Consider the following 21,785-nt stretch of genomic DNA (forward strand, 5'->3'; position numbering starts at 1 on the left):
TGTCTTTTAGATCAACTTGTCAGGTGTAATGGGTAAATCACGGATGCGCTTACCTGTGGCATGGTAAACTGCATTGGCGATCGCAGCTGAAACACCTGTGATTCCAATTTCACCTACACCTCGTACACCTGCTGGGTTGAAGTTGAAGTCAGGTTCGCCGACGAAGGCCACCTGAATGCGAGGAATATCTGCATGGGCTGGGAAGTGATAGGTAGCAAGGTCATAAACCACGGGGTAGCCGATGTTTGGATCGACTTGGCAATCCTCCATTAAGGCTTGCCCAATACCCATGATCACGCCACCACGTACTTGACTCGCTACTGTTTTAGAGTTGATGATTCGTCCGATATCCATCACTGACACCCAGCGCGTCACCCGCAAACGTCCGATTTCTTCATCAACGCTGACTTCGCAAAAATGTGCGCCCCAAGATTGGAACGCCCATTCCTTTGTTTCATCGCCAGGAGCGGAGGATGCTGTGACTTCAATTGCTGCTTGGCCGGACTGACTCAGAGTTGCAAACGCCTCCTGTGCGGTCTTAGCATTAGCAGTTTTCAGAACTTGCTCACAAGCTGACATGACCGCTGGCACCAGAGATGCTGTCATCATGGAACCACCCGCCATGCCTCCATCTGGTAGTAAGGAGTCGCCCAACTCTACTTGTATCTGTTCGACGGGTAGCCCCAATGCATCTGCTGCTGTGGCCGCAACAACGGTATATGCGCCAGTGCCCATGTCATTCCCAGCCGTGAGAACATGGGCAGTACCATCTTGTAGCAGCCGTACCTTGACTGATGCTGCACCTCGCCTGCCAGGGTAGGTTGCTGCCGCCATCCCCCAACCAACGAGTTTACCATCGCGTGTCAAAGAACGAGGCTGTTTTGGTCTGTCTTTCCAGCCAAATTGTTCCGCACCCAAGAGCAAACAGTCAGCAAAATGTTTGGCTGAGAATGGCTGACCATTGCGCTGGTGTTCTTTAGTTTCATTTTTCAGGCGCAGTTCTACCGGGTCAATCTTTAGCATCCAGGCCAACTCGTCCATCGCTGACTCCATCGCCCACATCCCAGGATTCTCTCCTGGCGCGCGCATAAATGTTGGTGTACCGATGTTCAGCACCGCTAGTTCCTGCTTCAGTTGCAAATTCGGCGCTGTGTACATAACTGGCGTGACTGAGGTACAGGGTTCTGTAAAGACATCCACTGGTGAGGTACAGGATTTAACCTCATGGGCGATCGCAGTTAAACTACCATCAGCAGTTGCTCCCAAGTGCATAGTTTGCTCGGTTTCGGAGCGGTGTCCGGCGTTCGCTGTCATTTGCCGTCGGCTGAGGACGACTCTCAGAGGACGCTGAAGTTCACGGGCAGCCGCAGCACAGAGAATACCGTGGGGCCAGGGAAAGGCTTTAGAGCCGAAAGCTCCACCCAAAAAAGGTGTGACGACATGAACCTGTTCAGTTGGCACTCCAAAGAGTTCTGCATAGGTGCGCCCAGTTGCCGACACCCACTGGGACGGTTCGTAAACAGTGAGTGAGTTTGCATCTTGCCAGTGGGCAATGATCGCATGGGGTTCCATCGGCGCGTGCAGTTCGATGGCTGTCTTGTAGGTAGCTGTAAGTTTCGTTGTTGCACTCGCCACCCCTGCCGCAAAATTCCCCTTTTCAAACTTTAGCTCTTGACCCATCAGCGGTGGAGCCTCCTTAAAGGTGGCTTTCGCAGCTTCCACGACTGGCTTTTGGCTTGTGTATTCTACCTTGACCAAATGCGCTGCATCACGCGCCCGCTCGAAGGTGTCTGCTACTACCAAACCGATAATTTGGCCTGCATAGTGAATTTTGTCATCCGACAACGGCAGACGAGCCTCGTAGATTTTCGAGGTCTTAAAGTCGTTGGCTGGCATAAACACTTTAGGCGAGTTTTTATGCGTGAAAACATCTATCACACCTACTGCCTTTTCTGCCACACTGGTGTCGATGTTTTTAATTTGCCCATTGGCAATGCTGGCGGTGACAAGATAACCGTGAACCAGACCTGGAATTTGATGTTCTGCGGCGTAGGTTGCCGTGCCCGTAACCTTTGCCCGTCCATCCTTGCGGTTGATGGCAGTCCCAATTACTTTGTTCATGCTACGCCTCCTCCTTTAGCTGACACCGAGAGTGCGCGACGAATTGCCCGCTTTGCCAAGTCAACTTTGAAACTGTTATGAGTTAATGGTTTAGCTTCTTGAAGTGCAATTTCTGCCGCCTGTTGAAACGTTGCAGTATTGGCACTCTTGCCGAGCAAAAACTTTTCTGCTTCCTTTGAGCGCCAAGGTTTATGGGCTACGCCACCCATTGCCAAGCGCACATTCTGAATCTGCTCACCCGCTAAGTCAACCGCAGCTGCCACAGAGACTAACGCAAAGGCATAGGAAGTGCGATCGCGTAACTTTAGGTAAACCCCTGATTTAGCAAACGGTACTGGGGGCAGAACCACAGAGGTAATCAACTCACCTGGCTCTAGGTTTGTATCTCGCTGGGGTGTGTTCCCTGGTAGTCGGTGAAAGTCTGTCAATGGTATCTGCCGCTTACCCTTGGGGCCTTCCACAACAACAATAGCATCCAGAGCCGCAAGAGGGACACACATATCCGAGGGTTGAACTGCCACACATTGGTCACTGGCCCCAAGGATGGCGTGCATCCGGTTGATGCCCGTTGCTGCCGGACAGCCGCTTCCCGGTTGCCGTTTGTTGCAAGGGAAGGCGGTATCGTAGTAGTAAGGACAGCGAGTGCGTTGCAGTAGGTTGCCCCCTACGGTTGCCATATTGCGGATTTGCTGAGACGCACCAGAAAGAATCGCCCGGGACAGGATTGGATAATCGCGGCGAACATCAGGATGGTCTGCCACTGCTGTGTTAGTTACCAGCGCTCCAAGGCTCAGACCACCCTCACTTGTCCGTTCAATGCGCTTCATCTCTAATCGAGAAATGTCGATAAGTTGCGATGGCTCATCTAGGAAAACTTTGAGACGGTCAACTAAATTCGTACCGCCCGCAATCAATATCGCATTTTGGTCATTCGTTGCCCGTTGAACCGCATCCTTCACAGAGGTAGCACGGGTGTAAGTGAAGTTGTTCATCTGAGCATCTCCTGGGGTTCATTGACCATCACAGTTGCAGTAGGAGAGGGCGGTTTTTGTCCGATTACCTGCTGGACTGCTGCCACAATGCCGTTGTAAGCGCTACATCGACAGAGATTACCACTCAGTCGCTCCTTGATTTCAGCTTCAGAGAGTTCAGCTAACTGTGGGGGACTAGCCAAATCTGGCGTGACAACGCTGGCACAGCCGCGTTTGACTTCATCAAGTAAGGCAACAGAAGCACAAATCTGTCCTGGGGTACAATAGCCGCACTGGAAGCCATCGTTATCAATGAATGCTGCCTGCACTGGATGGAGAGTATCGCCCTTGGCCAGCCCTTCAATGGTGACGATCGCCTTGTCTTCCTGCATCACTGCCAGAGTCAGGCAGGAATAAACTCGTTCACCATCGATCAGAACAGTACAAGCCCCACATTGTCCGTGATCGCATCCCTTTTTGCTGCCCACTAACCCCAGGCGATCGCGCAGGGCATCTAAGAGTGTGACACGCGGCTCAAGGTCGAGGGTTTGCTGCTCACCGTTAACAGTAAGTTTAACGTTTATCTCATCTGGGTTACTTTGGCTAGCCTCCTTTGCTATAGTTGCCTGATTAAGTAATGAGGGAGCGGCTATAGCCGTTCCAGCAGCAGTCAGTACTTGTCCCAAAAAACCGGGTTGGAATGTTATTTCTGCCCTTTTTTTGTCTTCCATAATTCGTACTTCTAAATTGAATAATGCGGTAATTCTGAGAACTTAGGGATATACATAGCTATTTAGTATTGTGTACATAAATTAAGGTCGATGCAGGTAAGAGTCTGGGGAAATAAGGAAAAAATCAGACAAAGTACGCTTTCCCAAATAGCTGGATCATCTTCTCAGCCGTGGATTTAGCATAATATTGCTGTTTGTTCCACCTCTATTGACTAGAGCGATAGTTCACTCAGTATTTCTTAACAAAACGAAATATTTTGTACTGGGTTAAAATGTCTATTTGAGGCTAAATTCTCAGTTTTGGTTTTTAGGCGATGTCTACGACGTGGCAAGAGAAGTAAATTTGGCGTTGCAGAACAGTGGGATTAATTTGGGCAAGCTCTTGAGGCAGGGGGCAATACAGTTCAGTTAAGGAAATTTATCTGTTAAGGCAGGCTGTTCTTAAGCAGGGGGAGAAAAAAAGGCTTAACTCAAGCGTATTGAGGCAGGGGGAGAGATGAGCCTTAGTTGCTAAATCATCCCGCAAAGGGAGCAACGCTGTAAATCTCAATTTTAAGCACGCCACCGGAGTATTTGACCCTTGACAGGATTGACAAATTCTCGTCCTTCAGCCACAGACCGAGCATACTCCCGCTTTAACTGGTAGTACCACTGCGCTTGCATATCTGAATCCTTAATCAGCCGCAGCACAGGATTAAATTTCAGACCAATCTGCTGCTTTTCCACTACCGTTCGGTCTTGACCAATGAAAGTCCGCGCCAGCACATGTAGCAGTGGCTTGAAAAATCCCACCCAAGGAAGTGTCCAGTAAAGAGCAAAAGTTACCTCCGTTTCTGTGTCTGAAATCGGTGTAACTGCTGTCAAATTAACGACTCGATTATTACCAATGGTGGTTTCTTCAATTCTGACTCCAGGTAAACGAAAGGAAATCTCCGTTTCCGGGACACCACCGCCAATCAGCCAGTACAATCGACCCCCATTTGCTGGTAATCGGTGTCGTCGCATCGTAAAGCCGTAGGGCGAAGCATCGAATTGCTTTACTTCCTCATGCAATTGTTCATTTCGCCACCACCAAGCGCGATGAACATAAGGTGAATGAGCCGGGTCCATCAGACCTACCACTGCATGATCTATAAAACAAGGGAATTTTACCACTTCTACAAACTGGTGTGAGCGATCGTCAAACCCTGGAATTACTGGAATTTCCATCTCAGAAGCTGGTTGAGGGTTATCGCGATCGGGCATATATATCCAGATATTCCCTTGGGCTTCGCGAACAGTATATGACTGCACATCAAAGCGACTCAAATCCATTTGCTGTTCCTCTACAAGAGAAGGTATCGCAGTACAGCGCCCAGCAGAGTTAAAGCGCCAACCGTGATAACAGCATTCAACTTCCTGCCCATTGAATCTCCCACAACTCAAGGGCACACCACGATGAGGACAAATGTCGGTCATCGCAGATACTTTGCCATCCTGGCTACGAACTAACAGCACCGGTTCTCCTAAGAAAATGCGGCTGATCATCATACCTGGCTTGATTTGATTGTTGGGCAAAGCATAGTACCAAGTATTACGTAATACAAAATTATCGCTATTTTTCATAACTTAATGGTGTCTGGCTTTGACAAAACGAAAGTCCTGGTTTGTGGAAAGGAAGGTGATGTTAGAAAACATTCTTTTAGGTTTTAAATTACTGTAGATAAATTCAACTGATACATTTATTGATCGTGTTCGTAATTTTCTCAGATTTAGGTTATTTTGGGATAACTAGGAGTGTGAAGTTGCTTTATTCGCCAGAAATTTGGACAAATACTGTTCTTTTTCGCGGGCCATCCAACTCAAAAAACAACACAGATTGCCAGGTTCCCAGAGCTAATTTACCATCCACAATGGGAATTATCTCACTCGTGGTCAGCATCATTGCCATCAAATGAGAATGAGCATTAATCGGCTCATCTTCTGGAACATCTCTTAAATGCAAATCATTATGCAAATAGCTATCTGACTCAGGTGCTAATTTTTGCAAGAACACTTTTATATCTTCTAATAATCTGACTTCATTTTCGTTGATAGCTAATGCTGTTGTCGTATGTCGAGAAAATACTAAAGCTTGTCCATTTTTAATTGATGTTGAGGCAATAAAATCTTGAATTTGTGGGGTAATATTATGAATATTAATTTTTGGCTCAGTTTCAATTTCAATTAACTTATTAATAATTGACATCTGTTGAATTTTATATTTGGGATTACAGACGAGGTACGCTAACACAGCTTAACGCCTTTTTGAAGGAGGCAGGAGCCAGGAATTGGATGACTATTAAATCTTGACTATAGTTTCCAAACCTTGCACTAATCTCTCTATACCTTCTTTTACGGTCTCTTTTTGCAGCGCCCCATAAGCAACGCGTAGGTAGCATCCGTCATCCATGCCAAAGGTTGTACCTGGAATAACTGCTACTTTATGTTCTTTGATCAGTCTTTTGACTAACTCAAAAGCATCCATCTGGGTATGAACTTTGAGGAAAAAATAGAAAGCGCCATTGGCGGGGATAATGCTACATAAGCTTTGTAGACGATTAAGGGAGTCTAATACTAGTTGGCGTATTTGAGCAATGGCTCCTATATTACTCTTCAAATACTCATCTTTTGCCTGTAATGCCCCTAAAGCTGCATATTGAGAAATGACTGGCGGACAAATCAAAATTGTATCCTGGACTTTTTTAACAGCGACAAGTAAGTGTTTGGGAATCACCATGTAGCCAATGCGCCAACTGGCAAAACCGTATGCTTTGGAAAGGCTATAGAGAGAAATGGTGTACTCACTACTATTACCAAATGAGCCAGGGGAAACGTGTTTTACCCCGTTATAGGTAAAGTATTCATAAGCTTCATCGCTGATGTGGTAAATACTGCGAGTAGCACAAATTTGATTTACTTGGCGCAATGCGGCTTGTGAATAGACAACTCCAGTCGGATTATTTGGTGAAATTGTCACCACAGCCCGTGTTTTGGGAGTAATTGCTTGAGCGATCGCTTCTGGGTGCAGTTGGTAATTTTCATCCGTCGCCACTAATACCGGACGACAACCAGCCATTGCGATCGCCATTTCGTGATTGAAATAGTAGGGCGTATTCAGAATAATTTCGTCGCCTGGGTTAGTGATTGCAAGAATGGCATTCATGAATCCCATATTGCTCCCTGCTGTCACGACGATGCAGTTTTCCCCATTAATTTCAATGCTGTTGAAGGCTTGCAATTTTCCTGCAAGTGCTTTCAATAAAGGGGGAATTCCCTCAACTGATTTGTATAAATTATTAGCGGGTTCGGCTAAGAATTTGCCTAAAAATTCTCTGGCTTCCGGTGGTGGGTTGTAAGAAACAACACCTTGTCCTAAAGAGATTGTTCCAGGAGAGTTTTTAATCAGTTCCCCAACCACAGGAATAATTGGCGACTGTACCGCCTGCATACGAGAGGTTAGGGATTCCATATTTCCTTGCCTATGTACCTGCCTTTAGTATCTCTTAATAGGGGAACAACCAACTAGTACAGTAGGGCGGAAATGAATCAATTCAAAATTCACGCATTCAAAATTCAAACATTTTATACAGCCACGCCACTTGCGGGTGGGGTTTCTACCTGCCTTGGGAAATAAGGATTTTTTTTGCCCACAAGGGGCAAGGTTTTGAACAAGTGCTTTTTTCATAAACCACCCATTCTAAATTAATGAAACGTTTACTGGCTAACTTCTCAACCCCTCAAGCCAAAATCAAAGTCTCAACATCATTCAACACATTCGGTAGAGGCGACCTATCAATCAGATATTCGCCGAACACGCACCCGGTGGAGCATAACTCATGCATTTTTTGGTGTCATACTTACAACATTGCCAACCAACGTAACCGTTTTACCAGCGACTACAATCCCATCCCCATCATGACAGCCGTATAGCACTCGTTGCTGGTGGTTGGCATATTCCTGCATACGGGCATAGTCCTCTCGTGTATCCTGCACATGCGGCACAAACGCAAAATCTACTAGACCTAATCCCTGGTGGGTAGTAAGCGGTGCATACGGCGGATCACCACACAGCCGCGCCGAGGCTATCTCCGGTGTCATCATAATTGCCCCAGCCGAAATGCCAATTAACACGCCTTGATGGAGAGCATAGTGCTGAAGCCGCTCCATTAAACCGCGTTGCTGGAGCCAGTATAAGAAGTAATAGGTATTACCGCCAGATAAATGAATCGCATCACAGGCAAACAACTGATCGAGAAGGTCAGATTTGTATGCCACATCGAGTTCAACGTAGAACGCGAGTTCGAGATCATACTGTTGATAGTACTGTTGTTTTACCGTAAAGTACTGACGTTTTGGATCGCTTGACGAGGAAATATAGCCAATGCGTGCAGCGATCATGCCTAATAGTTGAAGCAGATACCAATCCACCTGCTGATTTGCTGCGATAACTTGATCGCTATAAAGCACCAATTGTCGCATAAGGCGATGGCTGAAACAATAATTTGATTATAGGTTCGCTCAACAGCAGCATATCCGCTCGTGTTGCTCACGCCTATTTTGGGCAAATAACGGTACTATTGACACTCGATTCCTCTCAGCAACTTCAGGGCGGAGTGTACACTGTACGATATCAATTTTAAGATCGGCCCCACGTTAGACCAGCTGGGTGCACTCATGCTCTGGGTACCAATCAACCAGTAAGTGACTTCCAAAAAATAAAATAAAATAATTATTGTAGAAAGTAGGAGTCAGCGCTACCGACGGCAGCACTGACTCCCTGTTTTGTAATAAATTCAACTATCTATGGTTGAAGTCTTTAGTCAATCGAAATCTGCTGAGGGCCAGTGGCTTTACCATTATGTGCATCCGTTATAGTGCTGCTGGTGTAACTATTTGAGCGAGTCTGTTTATCTAGCCAGCTTTTAACCGGATCATCTGCAAGATTAAGCCGAAGCACACCAGAGAAAAACCCACCCACAAATGAGACTGGATGCTGAGTAAATTCTTTGAATATAGGTGACAATTCATCAATGAACATAAAAAGACTCCTGGCACTGCCGTAAAAAATTATTACTTCTTAATTGATCGTAACGTGTTAAAGGATTGAGTATGGGGCATTGGGCATTGGGCATAGAGAAGAGACAAGCTAGACGAAGAAGAGGAGGGAGACAAGGGAGAGACTTATTCAATAATTCCCCCTTGTCTTCTTCATCTCCCCCACTCCCTACTCCCTTATCATTTCGCGTTATGAGCTTGGTTGCTGATCGGGAAACATACACTTATCAGAATCACAGCCACTAGGGCCAGCCTCTGTCATTTCGCCTAAATCGTAGCGGCTTAGTACTGCACAGAAATCATCTGTTTTGCGCCGCGCTTTCACCTCTTGAGTTAAGCGATCGTAAGTTGATTTATTGATTGGTTCAAATGGCAAACGTGGGAATGATTGCAAATCGTCAAAACGTGCTAAAAGAGCCGCTGAAATATATCCTTCATCATTCTGGATGGTTTCGTAAATGCGCTGTCCCAAAGTCTCGATTTCATCAGAGCGAAGTTCCAAAGTAGCTGATGTGTTGTGAGTAACGTACCAACGTTGAACCTGGAGGACAAAATCAAATTGGGCTAAGACTGAAAACTTAGAAACATCAATTTTATCAGCTCCTGGTAAATCAGCCCAAGTCACAGAAACAGGAATTTCCACTAGCCATTCACTCACTCGTGAATCAAAGGGATCGTTAAGCAAATTGCCGTGTTCATCTTTGTCTGATTGAGAGGGAATGACGTTGTAACCATAGTCAATACAAGCTAAGGCTACTGGGTCATTTTTGCCGAAGGTAATCCGACGAATGAATCTTTGGGCTTTGGGAGGATGCCACCCTGAACTAGCATTAGTTAATAAAGCTTTAGTACCACTGGGTTGGACTGTGGTGCAACGATTTGGGCGCTTGAGATTGTGGCGATCGCAGTAATCCCAAACCACCCGATGTACAATATCTCTCCAATAACTGAGGTATTTCTCTTCCTCACGCTTGAAAGCTAATCCTTGTGCAGTTGCAGGTCTTCCTGCTTCCCACCAGCGCAGCCAATCAACACCAAAAGCATGGACAAAAAAATCAAATAAACCCGTAAAAGAAACTCCCACAATCGGGTCTAATTCACGGCTATATTGATAGCGTGGTTCCAAGAATTTGTGATTTAAAAGTGCTGCTACAGATAGCGCCCCAGCAGTGAAAGCCTCCTCTTGTTCTTTGTAGTTATGTGGGTCAATTTGATTAAGGTGAACCTCAGACAAATTGCAGTGGAAGTTACTACCGATGATTTCCTTTCTTTGTTACCCTAGAGGCTTTTTATCCCCTAGTTCTACTGCTTGATTATTTGCAGTAGCTCCGCGTACATTTTGCAGATGTGATATCCCCTTTGGGTAAGTCAAAGTTCAAATTGGCTTTTGACTTTTGACTTTTGACTTTTGACTTGTTACATCTGCCCCCGCACTCTTGGAGAGATTATATTCTAGACACCAATTTTCGATGTCATCTAGTTTCACTCTCTACGCTGTACGGTGTCAAAGGCTTTTTAGTTCCTTTGATTACCACGGGATTAGCATCTCAGCTTTCCCCGTTTTTGCGAGGTTTTTAACGTGAGGCAAAATCAATTACCACACGGATTTAAACCGTAACGAGCTAAACGATGTTCTAGCTCATTAGCATCAAGATTTGGATAACGTTCTTTTAACCATTGTTTTGCTGTTCCTTGTTCATAAGCTTGCAAAAAGTTAACTTTCACAGCCTCTGTTGGCAGCAAATCAATGTTTGATCGCGCTACGGCTTCACCAGCCCACTGAATCGCTCCCTCGCCACTATAATATTGTTTGCCGACAGCACCAATACATTCTTCTAAAGTTGGCTTGCGGTGAAAAACTCTGGTATGATTTGCCATTCTTAGAGCATCACGCTCTGGATCAATTCGCCAGTTGCCGTTTTCATCTTGCTGCCATAAGTTATCTTTGGCATCGGCGAACAAACTATCTTTGCTAGAACCTTGCCTCATGCCAGCTGATCGCCTAATATTACCGGCAACAATTGTGACAGCAGCTTGATCTATTAATAGACAGCATTCAACTGAATTTAATTGTCGTCCTACAGCTTTATTCAAAATAGATGCACAACGCTGATAAAGTCCGGGCAATTTTACAGGATTAGCAACTCCTCCAAAGCCGTTGAGAGTTTCTCCTGATGTGCGGACATCGCTGATATCAACTAATACTTCAACTTCTGCTGAAAATTGTTCATCAGTAGAGAGTTCTAATAGGGCTTGATATGATTCAACCCAACCTTCACGGCTATCTCCAACGTGAATAATGACGTTATTGCCTTCTATATGAGTTTCAGTATATTCACGCCGCTGCTGGACAGGAGTGCTGCCAATTTCGCCTTGGACAGTGACATTCAGTTGATTGCGAATGAGGGGCAACTGGTTAATAAATTGTGGTTCTAGGACGGCTCCAGTACCACAGCCCATCATTGCCAGATCCATCATTAACCCGAAGGCACTCCAGTCTTCGAGATTGGTAGAGGTGCAATTATATGCCCCGGAAAAGTTCTTTGGCTTGGTTATCCAGTCTGTACCACCAACCCAGAGCCAGCGCCCACTAGGCATAGCTTTCAAGTTGCGCTGCATCTTATCCAGTGTGAGAGCTTCTTCTGGAGTTAGCTTTCCCAACTCGACTAAGCCGAGTATAGTGCGATTGCATACCTCATCCCATGTTTCCCTTAGTCCCGCCTTTGTCCGGCGGCTATAAGTTCTAAAAAATACGGGATTAGCAGCCGGTGCAGTTTCTGGAAACCTTGCACTTTGGCGTGTTCTTTCGAGATTCTGAACCATATATTAAGTGTCTTACGTTCTTCTTGCGTGCGGACAGATTATGACTATACGCCAAGTAGTTTGAGTATTAAAGATTGTCAAATTGTCCACTTTACGCTACCTCTACTCTGCACTAATTACAATAAAAAATTATGATGTATAATGTAACCTACCCTTGAGTAGAATATAAATACTAAGTTTTAATTAGCACTATATATTTTAAGTAAATTATCTCTATCGCCCCATCTTCAGGCTGATGATCGCTACTCAGTACTGGCTCAACGCACCGCTACCGCTAATGGTACTCAGGACTCTTCATTACTTTCCCTCAACTAGCAGTGATAGTTAAATAAGTTATGGCTGTAAGTCAAATCCAAACAATTAATTCCAGTCTCTTGGGAACTATAAATTTAGTTACAGGAAATTGATTATGAATAATGAATGGGAGCCTCTAAATCCTGATGATGATGTTGTGCATTTTTATCAAGAAGCATTTGAAAATTTACCCCGCACTCAAATAGTTTTTCAGTTATTAAAGGAAATTAGTAAAATTTGGACAGAACACTGTAACTCGTCAGGATCAAGAGTATTTGGAGAAGGATTTGAATGTTGTGTTTTAATACCTGGTCAACAATGGCGAACAGGTAAAATTAGAGTATGTCTAGAATTTTGCCCTGATGAACCTGAAATCGAAGATAATCGATTAGATATTAAACAGGAAAACTCTCCTCTTGACGACCTTCGGCAGCAACTAAAGGAAGGTAAAAACTAATACCCAATTTTATATACACAGATATAATATAAAATTATATGTGTCTGTGTGCGCTGAAAAAAAACAAAATGGTATGGACTCCCCTACATGCAAAAATACATCGCACAATTCGATCGCGCCACTTATTTGAGCGCAACCAACGGCTATTAGTCGCTGTCTCCGGCGGACAAGATTCTTTATGTTTAATAAAATTACTTTTAGATTTACAATCCAAATGGGGATGGGATTTAGGTATCGCTCACTGCGATCATCGCTGGCGTTCTGACTCCGAAGCTAACGCTAACCACGTCGAAAACTTAGCTAAAACTTGGGATATATCTTTTTATTTAGAAACAGCGAACAAGCCGATAAATAGTGAAGCTGCTGCACGCGATTGGCGCTATCAAGCTTTAAGTGCGATCGCTCAGGCAAATAATTATCAATATATAGCTACAGGACACACCGCCAGCGATCGCGCCGAAACTCTCCTCTATAATTTAATCCGCGGTACTGGTGCTAATGGTTTACAAGCCCTAACTTGGCAACGCTCTCTAACTACAGGCATTATATTAGTACGTCCACTTTTAGAAATTACTCGAATACAAACAGAGCAATTTTGTCAAGAATTTAAATTACCAATTTGGGAAGATTCCACCAATCAAGATTTGCAATATCCCCGCAACCGTATTCGCCAAGAATTACTACCATATTTGCGAAATAATTTCAATCCCCAAGTAGAATCAGCCTTAGCCCAAACAGCAGAACTTCTACAAGCAGAAGTGGAATATTTAGAAAAAGCTGCCCAGGAATTGCGGGATGAGGCATGGTGCATGGGGCATGAAGAAGATTCTCTTACTTCTTTTCTTCCCTTGAGGTTAAATCGTCGGGTATTGCAGAAAGCACCATTGGCGTTGCAACGTCGGGTGATGCGTCAGGTATTGCAGCAAATACTGACTGATGCGCCCAGTTTTGAACACATCGAAAAATTAACGGCTTTAATTATAGCGCCCAACCGATCGCAAACCGATCCATTTCCTGGTGGTGCGATCGCTCAAGTAGAAGGCGACTGGATCTGTTTGAAATAGTTATTTAAAGGCTTTTTGTGATCAGGAACGATGTACATTATTAGTCTCAGAATATTAAGAGAATATGCAGAAACCCATTCAGATTGTCAGGAAGTATTAAGCAATTGGTATAAAGTTGCCACTAAAGCGAAATGGTCAAATTTAGTTGAAGTACAGCAGGTTTTTCCTAAAGCTGAAGCTGTTGGTAATTTTACAGTTTTCAATATTAAAGGAAATAAATATCCCTTGATTGTTAGTATAGATTATGAAGGGCAGTTAATTTATATTAAATATATCCTCAACCATGCAGAATATGATAAGGAGAACTGGAAAAATGACCCTTACTTTTAATCCAGATAAATATAAAGAATTATTAACAGTTTATCTTCCCAAACTTATAAAGAGTAAAGCTGAAAATGAGTAAGCTTTAGGGATAGTGAAAGATTTAATGCACCGGCAACGCACCCCAGAAGAAGACAAACTTTATCAGTTATTAATTACTTTGATTGAAAAGTTTGAACAAGAATATTATCAGCCAAGCCGGCAAAATAATCTTGCGTCCATGTTGTTATTTATTTTAGAAGAATCGGAGAGAAGTAGAGATGATTTAGTATCAGTTTTAGGGACAGAAGATTTGGTTGATAATATTTTAAATGGACAAGAGAAGATAAATATAGAACAAGCTCGTAAGTTGGGAGAGTTTTTTAATGTAGACTCTAGTTTATTTATAGAGTAATAACTAAGCTCATAGTTCGTACTTGGACGTTAGCTAGACTAAAGCCCAAGTACTTGTTAAGACGCTAGTAATACTGGCTGAGGCATTAAACTCTGGAGAGTATGACGCAACTGAGCGATCGCTTGGACTTGATAATCACCAGTTTCCTGGAATTGATCCAAAGATTCTCCAATTCCTTGCAGCTTTTGCCGTAATCCATCTAGAGAATCCTGAATTGGTTGTAGTGCTTCTTGATAAAGATTCACTCGACCATAGTATTCAGCAGTTGTTCTTCGTAAGGATAGCAAATTTTCCTCGATCGCTTTCAGTTCCTGGCGCTTTTCATCCAGATCGTGAGTTTGATTGTCAATCATTCCCTGATTTAGCTCAACACCAGAACGAATCTGCTCAATTTCACGTTCCAGCTTTTGAATTTCCTGTGAATATTGTTGTCGCTGGGTTTCAATTTGTAACAGAATCGGTTCTAAATTAATTTTGTTGTTACTTTCTTCTTCAGTAACAGCACGTCCCTGCCGCCGTAGCAGTACAGCTTGATGTTGCTTGAGAAACTTCTGGTGCTGTAGCATATTGCGGCGTTGTCCCACCAAACTGGAATTTAGCATCTGATAAAGGTCTTTTTCATCCGTTAGTTCCAGTTCTAAATTGATATGGTCATGGTCAGATGCGTGATTTAATTTAGTTTGGAGTTCTTCTATAGCTTCTTGTTTATATTTCAGTTCTTGTTCTTGATCGTGAACAAAGCTAGCGTCGATTTCTAACTTATGCTGCAAGTCTTGCACTATCTTTTGTAGTTCTTCTAAAGGCATTTTATTCAAAGCCTCCACATCAGCTTGCTTACCAAGAACTACATCACCAGATGTTGCAGCTAAAGAGTGCATCTGTTGATATAACTCTTCGGCGTTTCGTAACTGCTCTTTGACGAGCCGAGCATACTCTTGCTTGCTGGTAAGGTCTGCTGTATTTATTTGTAATTGGGCTGTTTGCTGAACTAGAGAATTTTGTCCTTGTTGCAATGCATTTTGGCGATCGCTAAGGGTTTGTGATAAGCGCTCAACTTCTTCTTGCTGTTGTGCGATCGCATTTTTCTGCTCCTCTAATTTTTGCCAGTGTGGGGTAAGAGTAGCTTGCTGCTTTTCGACCAATTCAAAGGCTAGATGCAGGTGTTCTCTAACTGTTCCCGTAGGAGTAACACGACTAGACAAGCGATCGAGTAACTCACTCATTACTCGACTTTGCTCCTCATCCAAAACCGTCCCTTGTTGAAAATCCGCTTGGCGTTCCTCTAGGCGACGCTGCTCACCCCGTAAATGCTCCCAAGCGCCTTCCAACTCTTGGCGGTTGCGCTCAATTTCTGCTTGTAATCGTTCAATTTCCTGGCGGGAGGTGTCAACTTCCTGTTTTTGCTCCTCTAGGTGTTGTACCTCATCCTCCAATTGTTGCAGCTGTTCTAAGCGTACCTCCATGTCCATTTCACGGCGGTTCAACTCTTGTGCCTGAAACGTTAGTGACTGTTTCCACTGATCGATCTCATCTTCCTTGAGCTTAAATTTCTCCAACTGGCGGGAAAAATTCTGCAAAATGTTGACGAGTGGACGCCCTGCTTCTTGAATCCGCTGCACTTGACGATTCGGATTCAGTTCAACCAGTACCAAAGCACCATCATTTAATTTGCTTGCCTCCTCAGCCGCAATCACTTCTTCCGACACAGTACTCCAATTCTGGTCAGTTCGCTGACAAGCTAGCAGTTTCAGTTCGGTTTTGCCACCGCCACTAAGTAAACCACCTTTCTGTTTTTGTACTTCTGCTAAATACAGCACACCGTTAGTCCTTTATTGATGCACTTAAAGTTCGTGTTTTGAGATATACCTTTAATAATTCTGTTAACTTGTCTTACTGAACGAGGGTTTAGGAGAACAAGACAGACAAAACTATAGACGCAAGATGTTACGTCTTGATATTTATAGAAGCGATCTGGTCGCGCCTTTATATTTTGTACTGATGACAGTGATGATGACTTCCGTGTTAACACTAGCTTTGTCAAAGTGTATTACGAAAGATGAAGGTTTATAGTTTAATGTATTCCCAAATGAAAATCAGAACAGAGTAAAAATCTTTTCAATACTCCATAATCAGTACTTAAAGAAGAAGTCATAATTCACGATTTAGAATTCAGCAATACTAAGGAGTACTTTTTAGCTAAATGCAGGGAAATTTAAATGAAATTGATATTTGCAGTATTCTGCAATTGATTGAATTGGGACAGCGAACTGGGCAACTATGGGTGGAAGCTTATAGCTCTCACCGGAACAATAAACTGGGTGGAGATGGAGCAAACATTTATCGCCCTAAACAACAGTCTTGGTTCGTTTTTTTCCTTAATGGTCAAATTATCTATTGCCAAGAAGGCGAGAGTAGTTTATCCAGAATTAGCGATTATTTACGTCATTATCGAGTTGAGATACGACTTACCGACAAACAAATTGTCTCACTACCACCAACCGACGCGCCAGAGTATGCCTATCTTTGGGCACTCTTGGAGCGGAATATCATCAACCCAAAGATAGCTGGTAGTATCATTTACGGTTTAGTGCATGAAACTCTCTTTGATCTGCTGAGTTTACGTCAAGGTAACTTCATTTTCCATCAGGGTGTGGCACTTGCCCCGCAATTAAACACTTTTGAGATTGCTCCATTTGTGACAAAAATTACCAAGCAACTGCAACAGTGGAAGCAACTCTATCCACACATTCAGTCTCCAGAACAATTGCCAGTGCTATCTGACAAAGTTCAACTACAATCTTCATTACCAGAAGCAACCGTGAATAAGCTACAACATTGGGCTGATGGTAAAACATCCTTGCGACAACTAGCTCGCTATCTCAACCGAGACATTTTGACCGTCGCTAAGGCAATATACCCTTATGTGCAACAAAGTTGGCTACATTTAGTATATTCAGATACTAACTACCCAGATATACACACACAGAGCTGGGAATTGAAGAAAAAACTGATGAAGCGGATAGTATGTATTGATGATGCGATCGCCATCGGTGAGACTATAAATTCCATCTTACAACCAGAAGGTTATGAAGCGATCGCTCTTACCAATCCCTTAGAGGCACTGAGTCTGGTTTTTAAACTCAAACCGGATTTAATTTTATGCGATATTGCCATGTCGGAATTGGAAGGATACGAGGTTTGCGCCATGCTGCGACATTCAACAGCATTTCGGCTCACGCCGATTATCATGCTTACTGGGAAAGATGGGTTTATAGATAGAGTCAAAGCTAGGATGGTCGGAGCAACAGATTATTTGACAAAACCCTTTACAGACACTGAGTTACTCATGCTCGTAGAGAAATATATCAACAACCAGTGAAAATTGGGCATTGGGCATTGGGCATTAATTATTTCTCCCTCATCTCCCTCATCTCCCCTATCTCCCTAGTCTATGGGGCATATAAACAGATCAAAGATTTGTTGATCTACTAAAAGATGAGTTAAAAGATGTTATCACAGAGTCAGTTAACTGAGTGAAACGTTAATCTCCGGTAAAATAGTGAGCACATAAAATTAATTTATACAGTTAATACTTGCGGAGGAATCAGGGAATGTTCCAATTAGGAACGTCTAAATCAGGAGGCAAATAGACACTTATGAGCACAGTTCTGATTGTGGAAGACAGTATAGCGCAAAGGGAGATGATTACAGACCTCCTGAAAGCTACTGGCCTAACAGTTACTCATGCTAGTGATGGATTAGAAGCATTAGAGGCAATTCAAATAGCACCTCCAGATTTAGTGGTATTAGATATTGTCATGCCCCGAATGAACGGCTACGAAGTTTGTCGGCGGTTAAAATCCGATCCAAAAACCCAAAATGTCCCAGTGGTTATGTGTTCTTCTAAAGGTGAAGAATTTGATCGCTACTGGGGCATGAAGCAGGGTGCAGACGCTTACATAGCCAAACCGTTTCAACCAACCGAGTTGGTAGGAACAGTCAAACAACTGCTGCGAGGATAAGGATAAAAACAACATGGTCAGCAAACCGGACTTTTTAAGTGGCAGCGGTCAAGACCACTTTCGACCAGAATTACAAGTAGAAAGTCCTGAAGGTGAGTTACATTTGAGGTTTTACATTCCCTCGCATCAGGAGTTTGCGCTACAAGCAACTGGCATCCGAGAGGTAATAGAACTAAGTCCTGATAGAATCACCCCGATTCCTAATGCTTCTCCTTTACTTTTGGGTACTCTAAATTTACGAGGTCGAGTTATTTGGGTGGCCGATTTGGGTCAATTTCTGGGGGAAGCAAGTGTGTTAAACACGGATAGGGCTGAAATTTCGGTGATTGCTATTGAAGAGCAAGACACAATAGTCGGTTTAGCAGTAGAGGAAATCGGTGGCATGGACTGGTTGGATGTCCAGAATCTTATGCCACCAACTAGTGTTCCAGATACTATGGCTCCCTTTTTATGTGGAGAGTGGCCATTAGGTGCTAAAAATAACCAGTGTCTACGACTGCTCGATCAAATGGCAATTGTACGGAGTGCTAGGTGGGCAGGATGAAATTGGAGGAGGAAATGGCAGCAAGTATTGATAATTACGAGCCAACATATCAACAGGCGATGACCGCCTATGTTCAAAGAAATTATGAGGTTGCGGCCACTTTAGTTGACCAAGTGGTGCAAAATTTACCAGATGACCCCAATACCCATTTGTTGCGGGGTCACATCTACTATGTTTTACAGCAGTACGATGTAGCAAAAGAAGAATATCAACAAGTATTAGGCTTGACTAACGATCAAGAAATTATTGGTTTTGCCAAGAATGGAATTGACAATATCAATCAATATTTACAGTCATTCGGTGGGCAGATCGATCCATCAGAAAATCAAGAGGAAATAAATTCTTCAGAGATATCGGATGTACTGGCATATAGCGAACCAGAATTAGAAGATTTGGGTGCTAACCAGGAGTTTGACAGCGATAACCTTGATTTGAACTTTTTTGGAGAGTATCAAGAAAGTGTAAATGGCGTTGAAGATATATCTTCAAAAAGCCCATTTGATATACCCACAGAAGATAGTATTAGAACAGAAAAAATATCAGATTATTCTACACCTTTTGGTGATGACCCTTTTGCCGTCAATGAAGAATCACAGGAACAAGAGTCAAATAAAAACTGGGAGGATAACAGAGAATTAGAGTTGCCTGCTTTTTGGCAGGAAGGTATCTCAGAAGAAATTCTAGAAGAATCATTAGCAAATAGTCAACTCTCAGATCATGAGATAAATTATCCTCACGGAAATTCAACTATTGACAATAATAACTATTTATCTTCTAATTTACAAACTGGTAATAGCGAGAATAACTCTCCTGAATTATTGTTGAGTGAGCCAAAGTTTCCAGAGGAGAAGATTGGGAATTTAGAATATAAAAAATCTCCTTTTGGAGACGAAACTTTACTGATTGTTGCAGAAGAATTAAGAAATGCGCCAACAACAAATAAGTTGGAATACGGCAGTAAAGATAACTTATCTGAAACCGAAGCACATAGTTGGTTAGCACCAACAGATTTGGAAGTAGAATCAGCTTTTCAGTCGAATTTGCCGGAGAAGGATTCATCTTTTGATAGCAATTTACCTCGAAAAGAAAAGCAGTTGAAGTCAGGTGAATTCATCAGTCAAAATAAGTTTGATGACGATGAGAATTTTGATATGGAAGCATTTGAGTCTGCTTTTGGCTCAGATGGTTTAAACTCTTATGAAGATTCAAGCAATATACTGAATGGAGAAAATTCTAAGAGCAATATCGAGTTTTTAGATGACTTTGAGGAATTTGACGATTTAGGCAATATTCCAGGGTTTGACCTGATCGAAGGAGATTCTAACTTCGGTGATGCAGCAATGCATTCTGCTCCAGCAGAAACTAGTGACACTGGACGCCTTCAAAGCGCAGAGGCTTTTTTAAGTAATGCACCTCCTAGCGATCGCGAAGAGGAACTGTTCTCAATGACTGGTTCCCATGAAGCCGTTCCAGTCTTTAGCCAAACAGATATCTCGAAATTAGAACCCAATGTCAGCATTGAGCAAGGATGGTTAGCACCATTAGAAAATGCTTCCATCGAACGAAAACAATGGCTAATTGCTGGAAGTGTGGGCATAGTCTCAGCGCTGGTTGTAGCCACAGTTAGCTTTGTCGCCACCACATTTTCGCCACCCCAACAACGAGAATCAGTAAGAAACACAGGTTGGGCAATGTCACTAGCCGCTGGAATTGCAGGTTTTGCCACCGCAGGCTTCATGGGAAATCTGGCGCTTAAACAAATTCGGCGCACAACTGATGATCTGCAAGCTCAGTTTGAGGCTGTACGTCAAGGAAATTTGAATGCTCAAGCCACAGTGTTTTCCGAAGATGAATTGGGGCATTTAGCCACTGGCTTTAATGAAATGGCGCGGGTAATTTTCACAACCACAGGTGAAGCCCAACGCAAAGCCGATGAACAAGAGGAAGCCAAAGAAAATCTGCAACGTCAGGTGATTCGGCTCTTGGATGATGTGGAAGGAGCTGCTAGAGGCGATTTAACAGTCCAAGCGGAAGTGACAGCCGATGTACTGGGAGCCGTAGCCGACGCATTTAACCTGACAATTCAAAACCTGCGGGATATCGTTCAACAGGTAAAAGTGGCAGCGAAGGATGTGACAAAAGGTGCAACCAACTCCGAAACCTTTGCGAGAGCTTTATCTAGTGATGCTTTGCGGCAAGCAGAAGAGTTGGCAGTAACGCTGAATTCTGTACAGGTGATGACCGACTCGATTCAGCGGGTAGCAGAGGCGGCACGGGAAGCCGAAACCGTTGCTCGTGATGCTAGTACGATCGCTCTCAAAGGTGGCGAAGCAGTAGAAAATACCGTAGCAGGGATTTTAGAAATTCGAGAAACTGTTGCCGAAACCACCCGGAAAGTGAAGCGGTTGGCGGAATCTTCTCAAGAAATTTCTAAAATTGTGGCGTTGATTTCTCAAATTGCTTCCAGAACAAACTTGTTAGCACTCAATGCTAGTATTGAGGCGGCAAGAGCCGGAGAAGCAGGGCGCGGGTTTGCGATCGTCGCAGATGAAGTGCGCCAGCTAGCAGATAAATCTGCTAAATCCCTGAAGGAAATTGAACAAATTGTGATGCAAATCCAAAGCGAAACAGGCTCTGTAATGACCGCAATGGAAGAAGGCACACAACAAGTAATTAAAGGTACAAAATTGGCAGAAGATGCCAAGCGATCGCTCGAAAACATTATTCAAGTGGCGAATCGCATCGATATTCTTGTGCGCTCTATTACCAGCGACACTGTGGAACAAACGGAAACCTCCCGCGCAGTCGCTCATGTAATGCAATCAGTAGAACTGACTGCGCAAGAAACTTCCCAAGAAGCACAGCGGGTTTCAGGTGCTCTACAACACTTAGTAGGTGTATCCCGTGACTTGATCGCCTCCGTTGAACGTTTCCGAGTGGAAACTATGGAAACCAGATAAATGTCAT

17 protein-coding genes and 2 pseudogenes are annotated in these 21,785 nt (G+C 43.6%); 8 read left to right on the forward strand and 11 right to left on the reverse strand.

Features of this window, described 5'->3' with window-relative positions:
- Positions 1-6: 6 nt before the first annotated feature.
- The 10 genes and pseudogenes from HWQ58_RS07720 to nrdJ (HWQ58_RS07765) all read right to left on the reverse strand — a co-directional run.
- Positions 7-2,121, reverse strand: coding sequence for a xanthine dehydrogenase family protein molybdopterin-binding subunit (locus HWQ58_RS07720; RefSeq protein ID WP_292859884.1), 2,115 nt, complete (start codon positions 2,119-2,121; stop codon positions 7-9).
- The gene (locus tag HWQ58_RS07725; protein ID WP_292859887.1) at positions 2,118-3,113 is read right to left on the reverse strand and encodes a xanthine dehydrogenase family protein subunit M; all 996 of its coding nucleotides are present in this window, start codon (positions 3,111-3,113) and stop codon (positions 2,118-2,120) included. Before HWQ58_RS07725 ends, HWQ58_RS07720 begins: the two co-directional genes overlap by 4 nt.
- Positions 3,110-3,823, reverse strand: coding sequence for a 2Fe-2S iron-sulfur cluster-binding protein (locus HWQ58_RS07730; protein WP_292859889.1), 714 nt, complete (start codon positions 3,821-3,823; stop codon positions 3,110-3,112). The genes HWQ58_RS07725 and HWQ58_RS07730 overlap by 4 nt, the downstream gene beginning before the upstream one ends.
- A gap of 552 nt (positions 3,824-4,375) precedes the next feature.
- Positions 4,376-5,428 carry an aromatic ring-hydroxylating dioxygenase subunit alpha gene (locus tag HWQ58_RS07735; protein ID WP_292859892.1) on the reverse strand — a complete coding sequence of 351 codons (1,053 nt, stop codon included), beginning with the start codon at positions 5,426-5,428 and terminating at the stop codon, positions 4,376-4,378.
- Positions 5,429-5,612: 184 nt separating this feature from the next.
- Positions 5,613-6,050 carry a secondary thiamine-phosphate synthase enzyme YjbQ gene (locus tag HWQ58_RS07740; RefSeq protein ID WP_292859895.1) on the reverse strand — a complete coding sequence of 146 codons (438 nt, stop codon included), beginning with the start codon at positions 6,048-6,050 and terminating at the stop codon, positions 5,613-5,615.
- A gap of 93 nt (positions 6,051-6,143) precedes the next feature.
- A complete protein-coding gene (locus HWQ58_RS07745) occupies positions 6,144-7,313 on the reverse strand; it encodes a pyridoxal phosphate-dependent aminotransferase (protein ID WP_292859898.1) in 1,170 nt (389 codons plus the stop codon).
- A gap of 365 nt (positions 7,314-7,678) precedes the next feature.
- Positions 7,679-8,323, reverse strand: coding sequence for a Type 1 glutamine amidotransferase-like domain-containing protein (locus tag HWQ58_RS07750; RefSeq protein ID WP_292859901.1), 645 nt, complete (start codon positions 8,321-8,323; stop codon positions 7,679-7,681).
- A 337-nt stretch (positions 8,324-8,660) separates the two neighbouring features.
- On the reverse strand, positions 8,661-8,882 hold the full coding sequence (locus tag HWQ58_RS07755; RefSeq protein ID WP_292859904.1) for a hypothetical protein: 222 nt from the start codon (positions 8,880-8,882) through the stop codon (positions 8,661-8,663).
- A 207-nt stretch (positions 8,883-9,089) separates the two neighbouring features.
- Positions 9,090-10,163: pseudogene (nrdJ, locus tag HWQ58_RS07760) on the reverse strand (ribonucleoside-triphosphate reductase, adenosylcobalamin-dependent); the annotation flags it as partial.
- 332 nt (positions 10,164-10,495) lie between these two features.
- Positions 10,496-11,722: pseudogene (gene nrdJ / locus HWQ58_RS07765) on the reverse strand (ribonucleoside-triphosphate reductase, adenosylcobalamin-dependent); the annotation flags it as partial.
- 409 nt (positions 11,723-12,131) lie between these two features.
- On the opposite strand from nrdJ (HWQ58_RS07765), the gene HWQ58_RS07770 reads away from it, so the two are divergent.
- The 4 genes from HWQ58_RS07770 to HWQ58_RS07785 all read left to right on the forward strand — a co-directional run bounded on the left by HWQ58_RS07770 (position 12,132) and on the right by HWQ58_RS07785 (position 14,252).
- On the forward strand, positions 12,132-12,473 hold the full coding sequence (locus HWQ58_RS07770) for a KGK domain-containing protein (protein ID WP_292859907.1): 342 nt from the start codon (positions 12,132-12,134) through the stop codon (positions 12,471-12,473).
- A 68-nt stretch (positions 12,474-12,541) separates the two neighbouring features.
- Positions 12,542-13,537, forward strand: a complete 996-nt coding sequence (gene tilS / locus HWQ58_RS07775) for a tRNA lysidine(34) synthetase TilS (RefSeq protein WP_292859910.1) — start codon at positions 12,542-12,544, stop codon at positions 13,535-13,537.
- A 30-nt stretch (positions 13,538-13,567) separates the two neighbouring features.
- The gene (locus HWQ58_RS07780) at positions 13,568-13,867 is read left to right on the forward strand and encodes a type II toxin-antitoxin system HigB family toxin (RefSeq protein ID WP_292859913.1); all 300 of its coding nucleotides are present in this window, start codon (positions 13,568-13,570) and stop codon (positions 13,865-13,867) included.
- A gap of 85 nt (positions 13,868-13,952) precedes the next feature.
- Positions 13,953-14,252 (forward strand): hypothetical protein, encoded by a 300-nt coding sequence (locus HWQ58_RS07785; RefSeq protein ID WP_292859916.1) that lies wholly within the window; start codon positions 13,953-13,955, stop codon positions 14,250-14,252.
- A 56-nt stretch (positions 14,253-14,308) separates the two neighbouring features.
- On the opposite strand, the gene hmpF is transcribed toward HWQ58_RS07785, so the two are convergent.
- Positions 14,309-16,069: a pilus motility taxis protein HmpF gene (gene hmpF, locus HWQ58_RS07790; protein WP_292859918.1), complete on the reverse strand. Its 1,761-nt coding sequence runs from the start codon at positions 16,067-16,069 to the stop codon at positions 14,309-14,311.
- Between the two features lie 383 nt (positions 16,070-16,452).
- Here hmpF and HWQ58_RS07795 point away from each other — a divergent pair, with 383 nt between their 5' ends.
- The 4 genes from HWQ58_RS07795 (at position 16,453) to HWQ58_RS07810 (ending at position 21,778) form a co-directional block, all read left to right on the forward strand.
- Positions 16,453-17,631 carry a response regulator gene (locus HWQ58_RS07795; RefSeq protein WP_292859920.1) on the forward strand — a complete coding sequence of 393 codons (1,179 nt, stop codon included), beginning with the start codon at positions 16,453-16,455 and terminating at the stop codon, positions 17,629-17,631.
- Positions 17,632-17,908: 277 nt separating this feature from the next.
- Positions 17,909-18,274: a response regulator gene (locus HWQ58_RS07800; RefSeq protein WP_069073698.1), complete on the forward strand. Its 366-nt coding sequence runs from the start codon at positions 17,909-17,911 to the stop codon at positions 18,272-18,274.
- Positions 18,275-18,287: 13 nt separating this feature from the next.
- Complete coding sequence (locus HWQ58_RS07805) at positions 18,288-18,818, forward strand: chemotaxis protein CheW (RefSeq protein WP_292859923.1); 531 nt, start codon at positions 18,288-18,290, stop codon at positions 18,816-18,818.
- Positions 18,819-18,832: 14 nt separating this feature from the next.
- On the forward strand, positions 18,833-21,778 hold the full coding sequence (locus HWQ58_RS07810) for a methyl-accepting chemotaxis protein (protein WP_292859926.1): 2,946 nt from the start codon (positions 18,833-18,835) through the stop codon (positions 21,776-21,778).
- The last annotated feature ends 7 nt before the right edge of the window (positions 21,779-21,785 follow it).

The sequence above is a fragment of the Nostoc sp. LPT genome (assembly GCF_017115165.1).
Lineage (GTDB): Bacteria > Cyanobacteriota > Cyanobacteriia > Cyanobacteriales > Nostocaceae > Nostoc.

Excerpts from the sequence above, each read along its gene's own strand:
- HWQ58_RS07805 (WP_292859923.1), top strand. The coding sequence starts at position 18,288 with ATGGTCAGCAAACCGGACTTTTTAAGTGGCAGCGGTCAAGACCACTTT.
- HWQ58_RS07750 (WP_292859901.1), bottom strand. The coding sequence starts at position 8,323 with ATGCGACAATTGGTGCTTTATAGCGATCAAGTTATCGCAGCAAATCAG.
- HWQ58_RS07795 (WP_292859920.1), top strand. The coding sequence starts at position 16,453 with ATGCAGGGAAATTTAAATGAAATTGATATTTGCAGTATTCTGCAATTG.
- HWQ58_RS07770 (WP_292859907.1), top strand. The coding sequence starts at position 12,132 with ATGAATAATGAATGGGAGCCTCTAAATCCTGATGATGATGTTGTGCAT.
- HWQ58_RS07755 (WP_292859904.1), bottom strand. The coding sequence starts at position 8,882 with ATGTTCATTGATGAATTGTCACCTATATTCAAAGAATTTACTCAGCAT.
- tilS (WP_292859910.1), top strand. The coding sequence starts at position 12,542 with ATGGTATGGACTCCCCTACATGCAAAAATACATCGCACAATTCGATCG.
- HWQ58_RS07740 (WP_292859895.1), bottom strand. The coding sequence starts at position 6,050 with ATGTCAATTATTAATAAGTTAATTGAAATTGAAACTGAGCCAAAAATT.
- HWQ58_RS07810 (WP_292859926.1), top strand. The coding sequence starts at position 18,833 with ATGGCAGCAAGTATTGATAATTACGAGCCAACATATCAACAGGCGATG.
- HWQ58_RS07735 (WP_292859892.1), bottom strand. The coding sequence starts at position 5,428 with ATGAAAAATAGCGATAATTTTGTATTACGTAATACTTGGTACTATGCT.
- HWQ58_RS07780 (WP_292859913.1), top strand. The coding sequence starts at position 13,568 with ATGTACATTATTAGTCTCAGAATATTAAGAGAATATGCAGAAACCCAT.
- HWQ58_RS07745 (WP_292859898.1), bottom strand. The coding sequence starts at position 7,313 with ATGGAATCCCTAACCTCTCGTATGCAGGCGGTACAGTCGCCAATTATT.
- HWQ58_RS07725 (WP_292859887.1), bottom strand. The coding sequence starts at position 3,113 with ATGAACAACTTCACTTACACCCGTGCTACCTCTGTGAAGGATGCGGTT.
- HWQ58_RS07720 (WP_292859884.1), bottom strand. The coding sequence starts at position 2,121 with ATGAACAAAGTAATTGGGACTGCCATCAACCGCAAGGATGGACGGGCA.
- HWQ58_RS07730 (WP_292859889.1), bottom strand. The coding sequence starts at position 3,823 with ATGGAAGACAAAAAAAGGGCAGAAATAACATTCCAACCCGGTTTTTTG.
- HWQ58_RS07800 (WP_069073698.1), top strand. The coding sequence starts at position 17,909 with ATGAGCACAGTTCTGATTGTGGAAGACAGTATAGCGCAAAGGGAGATG.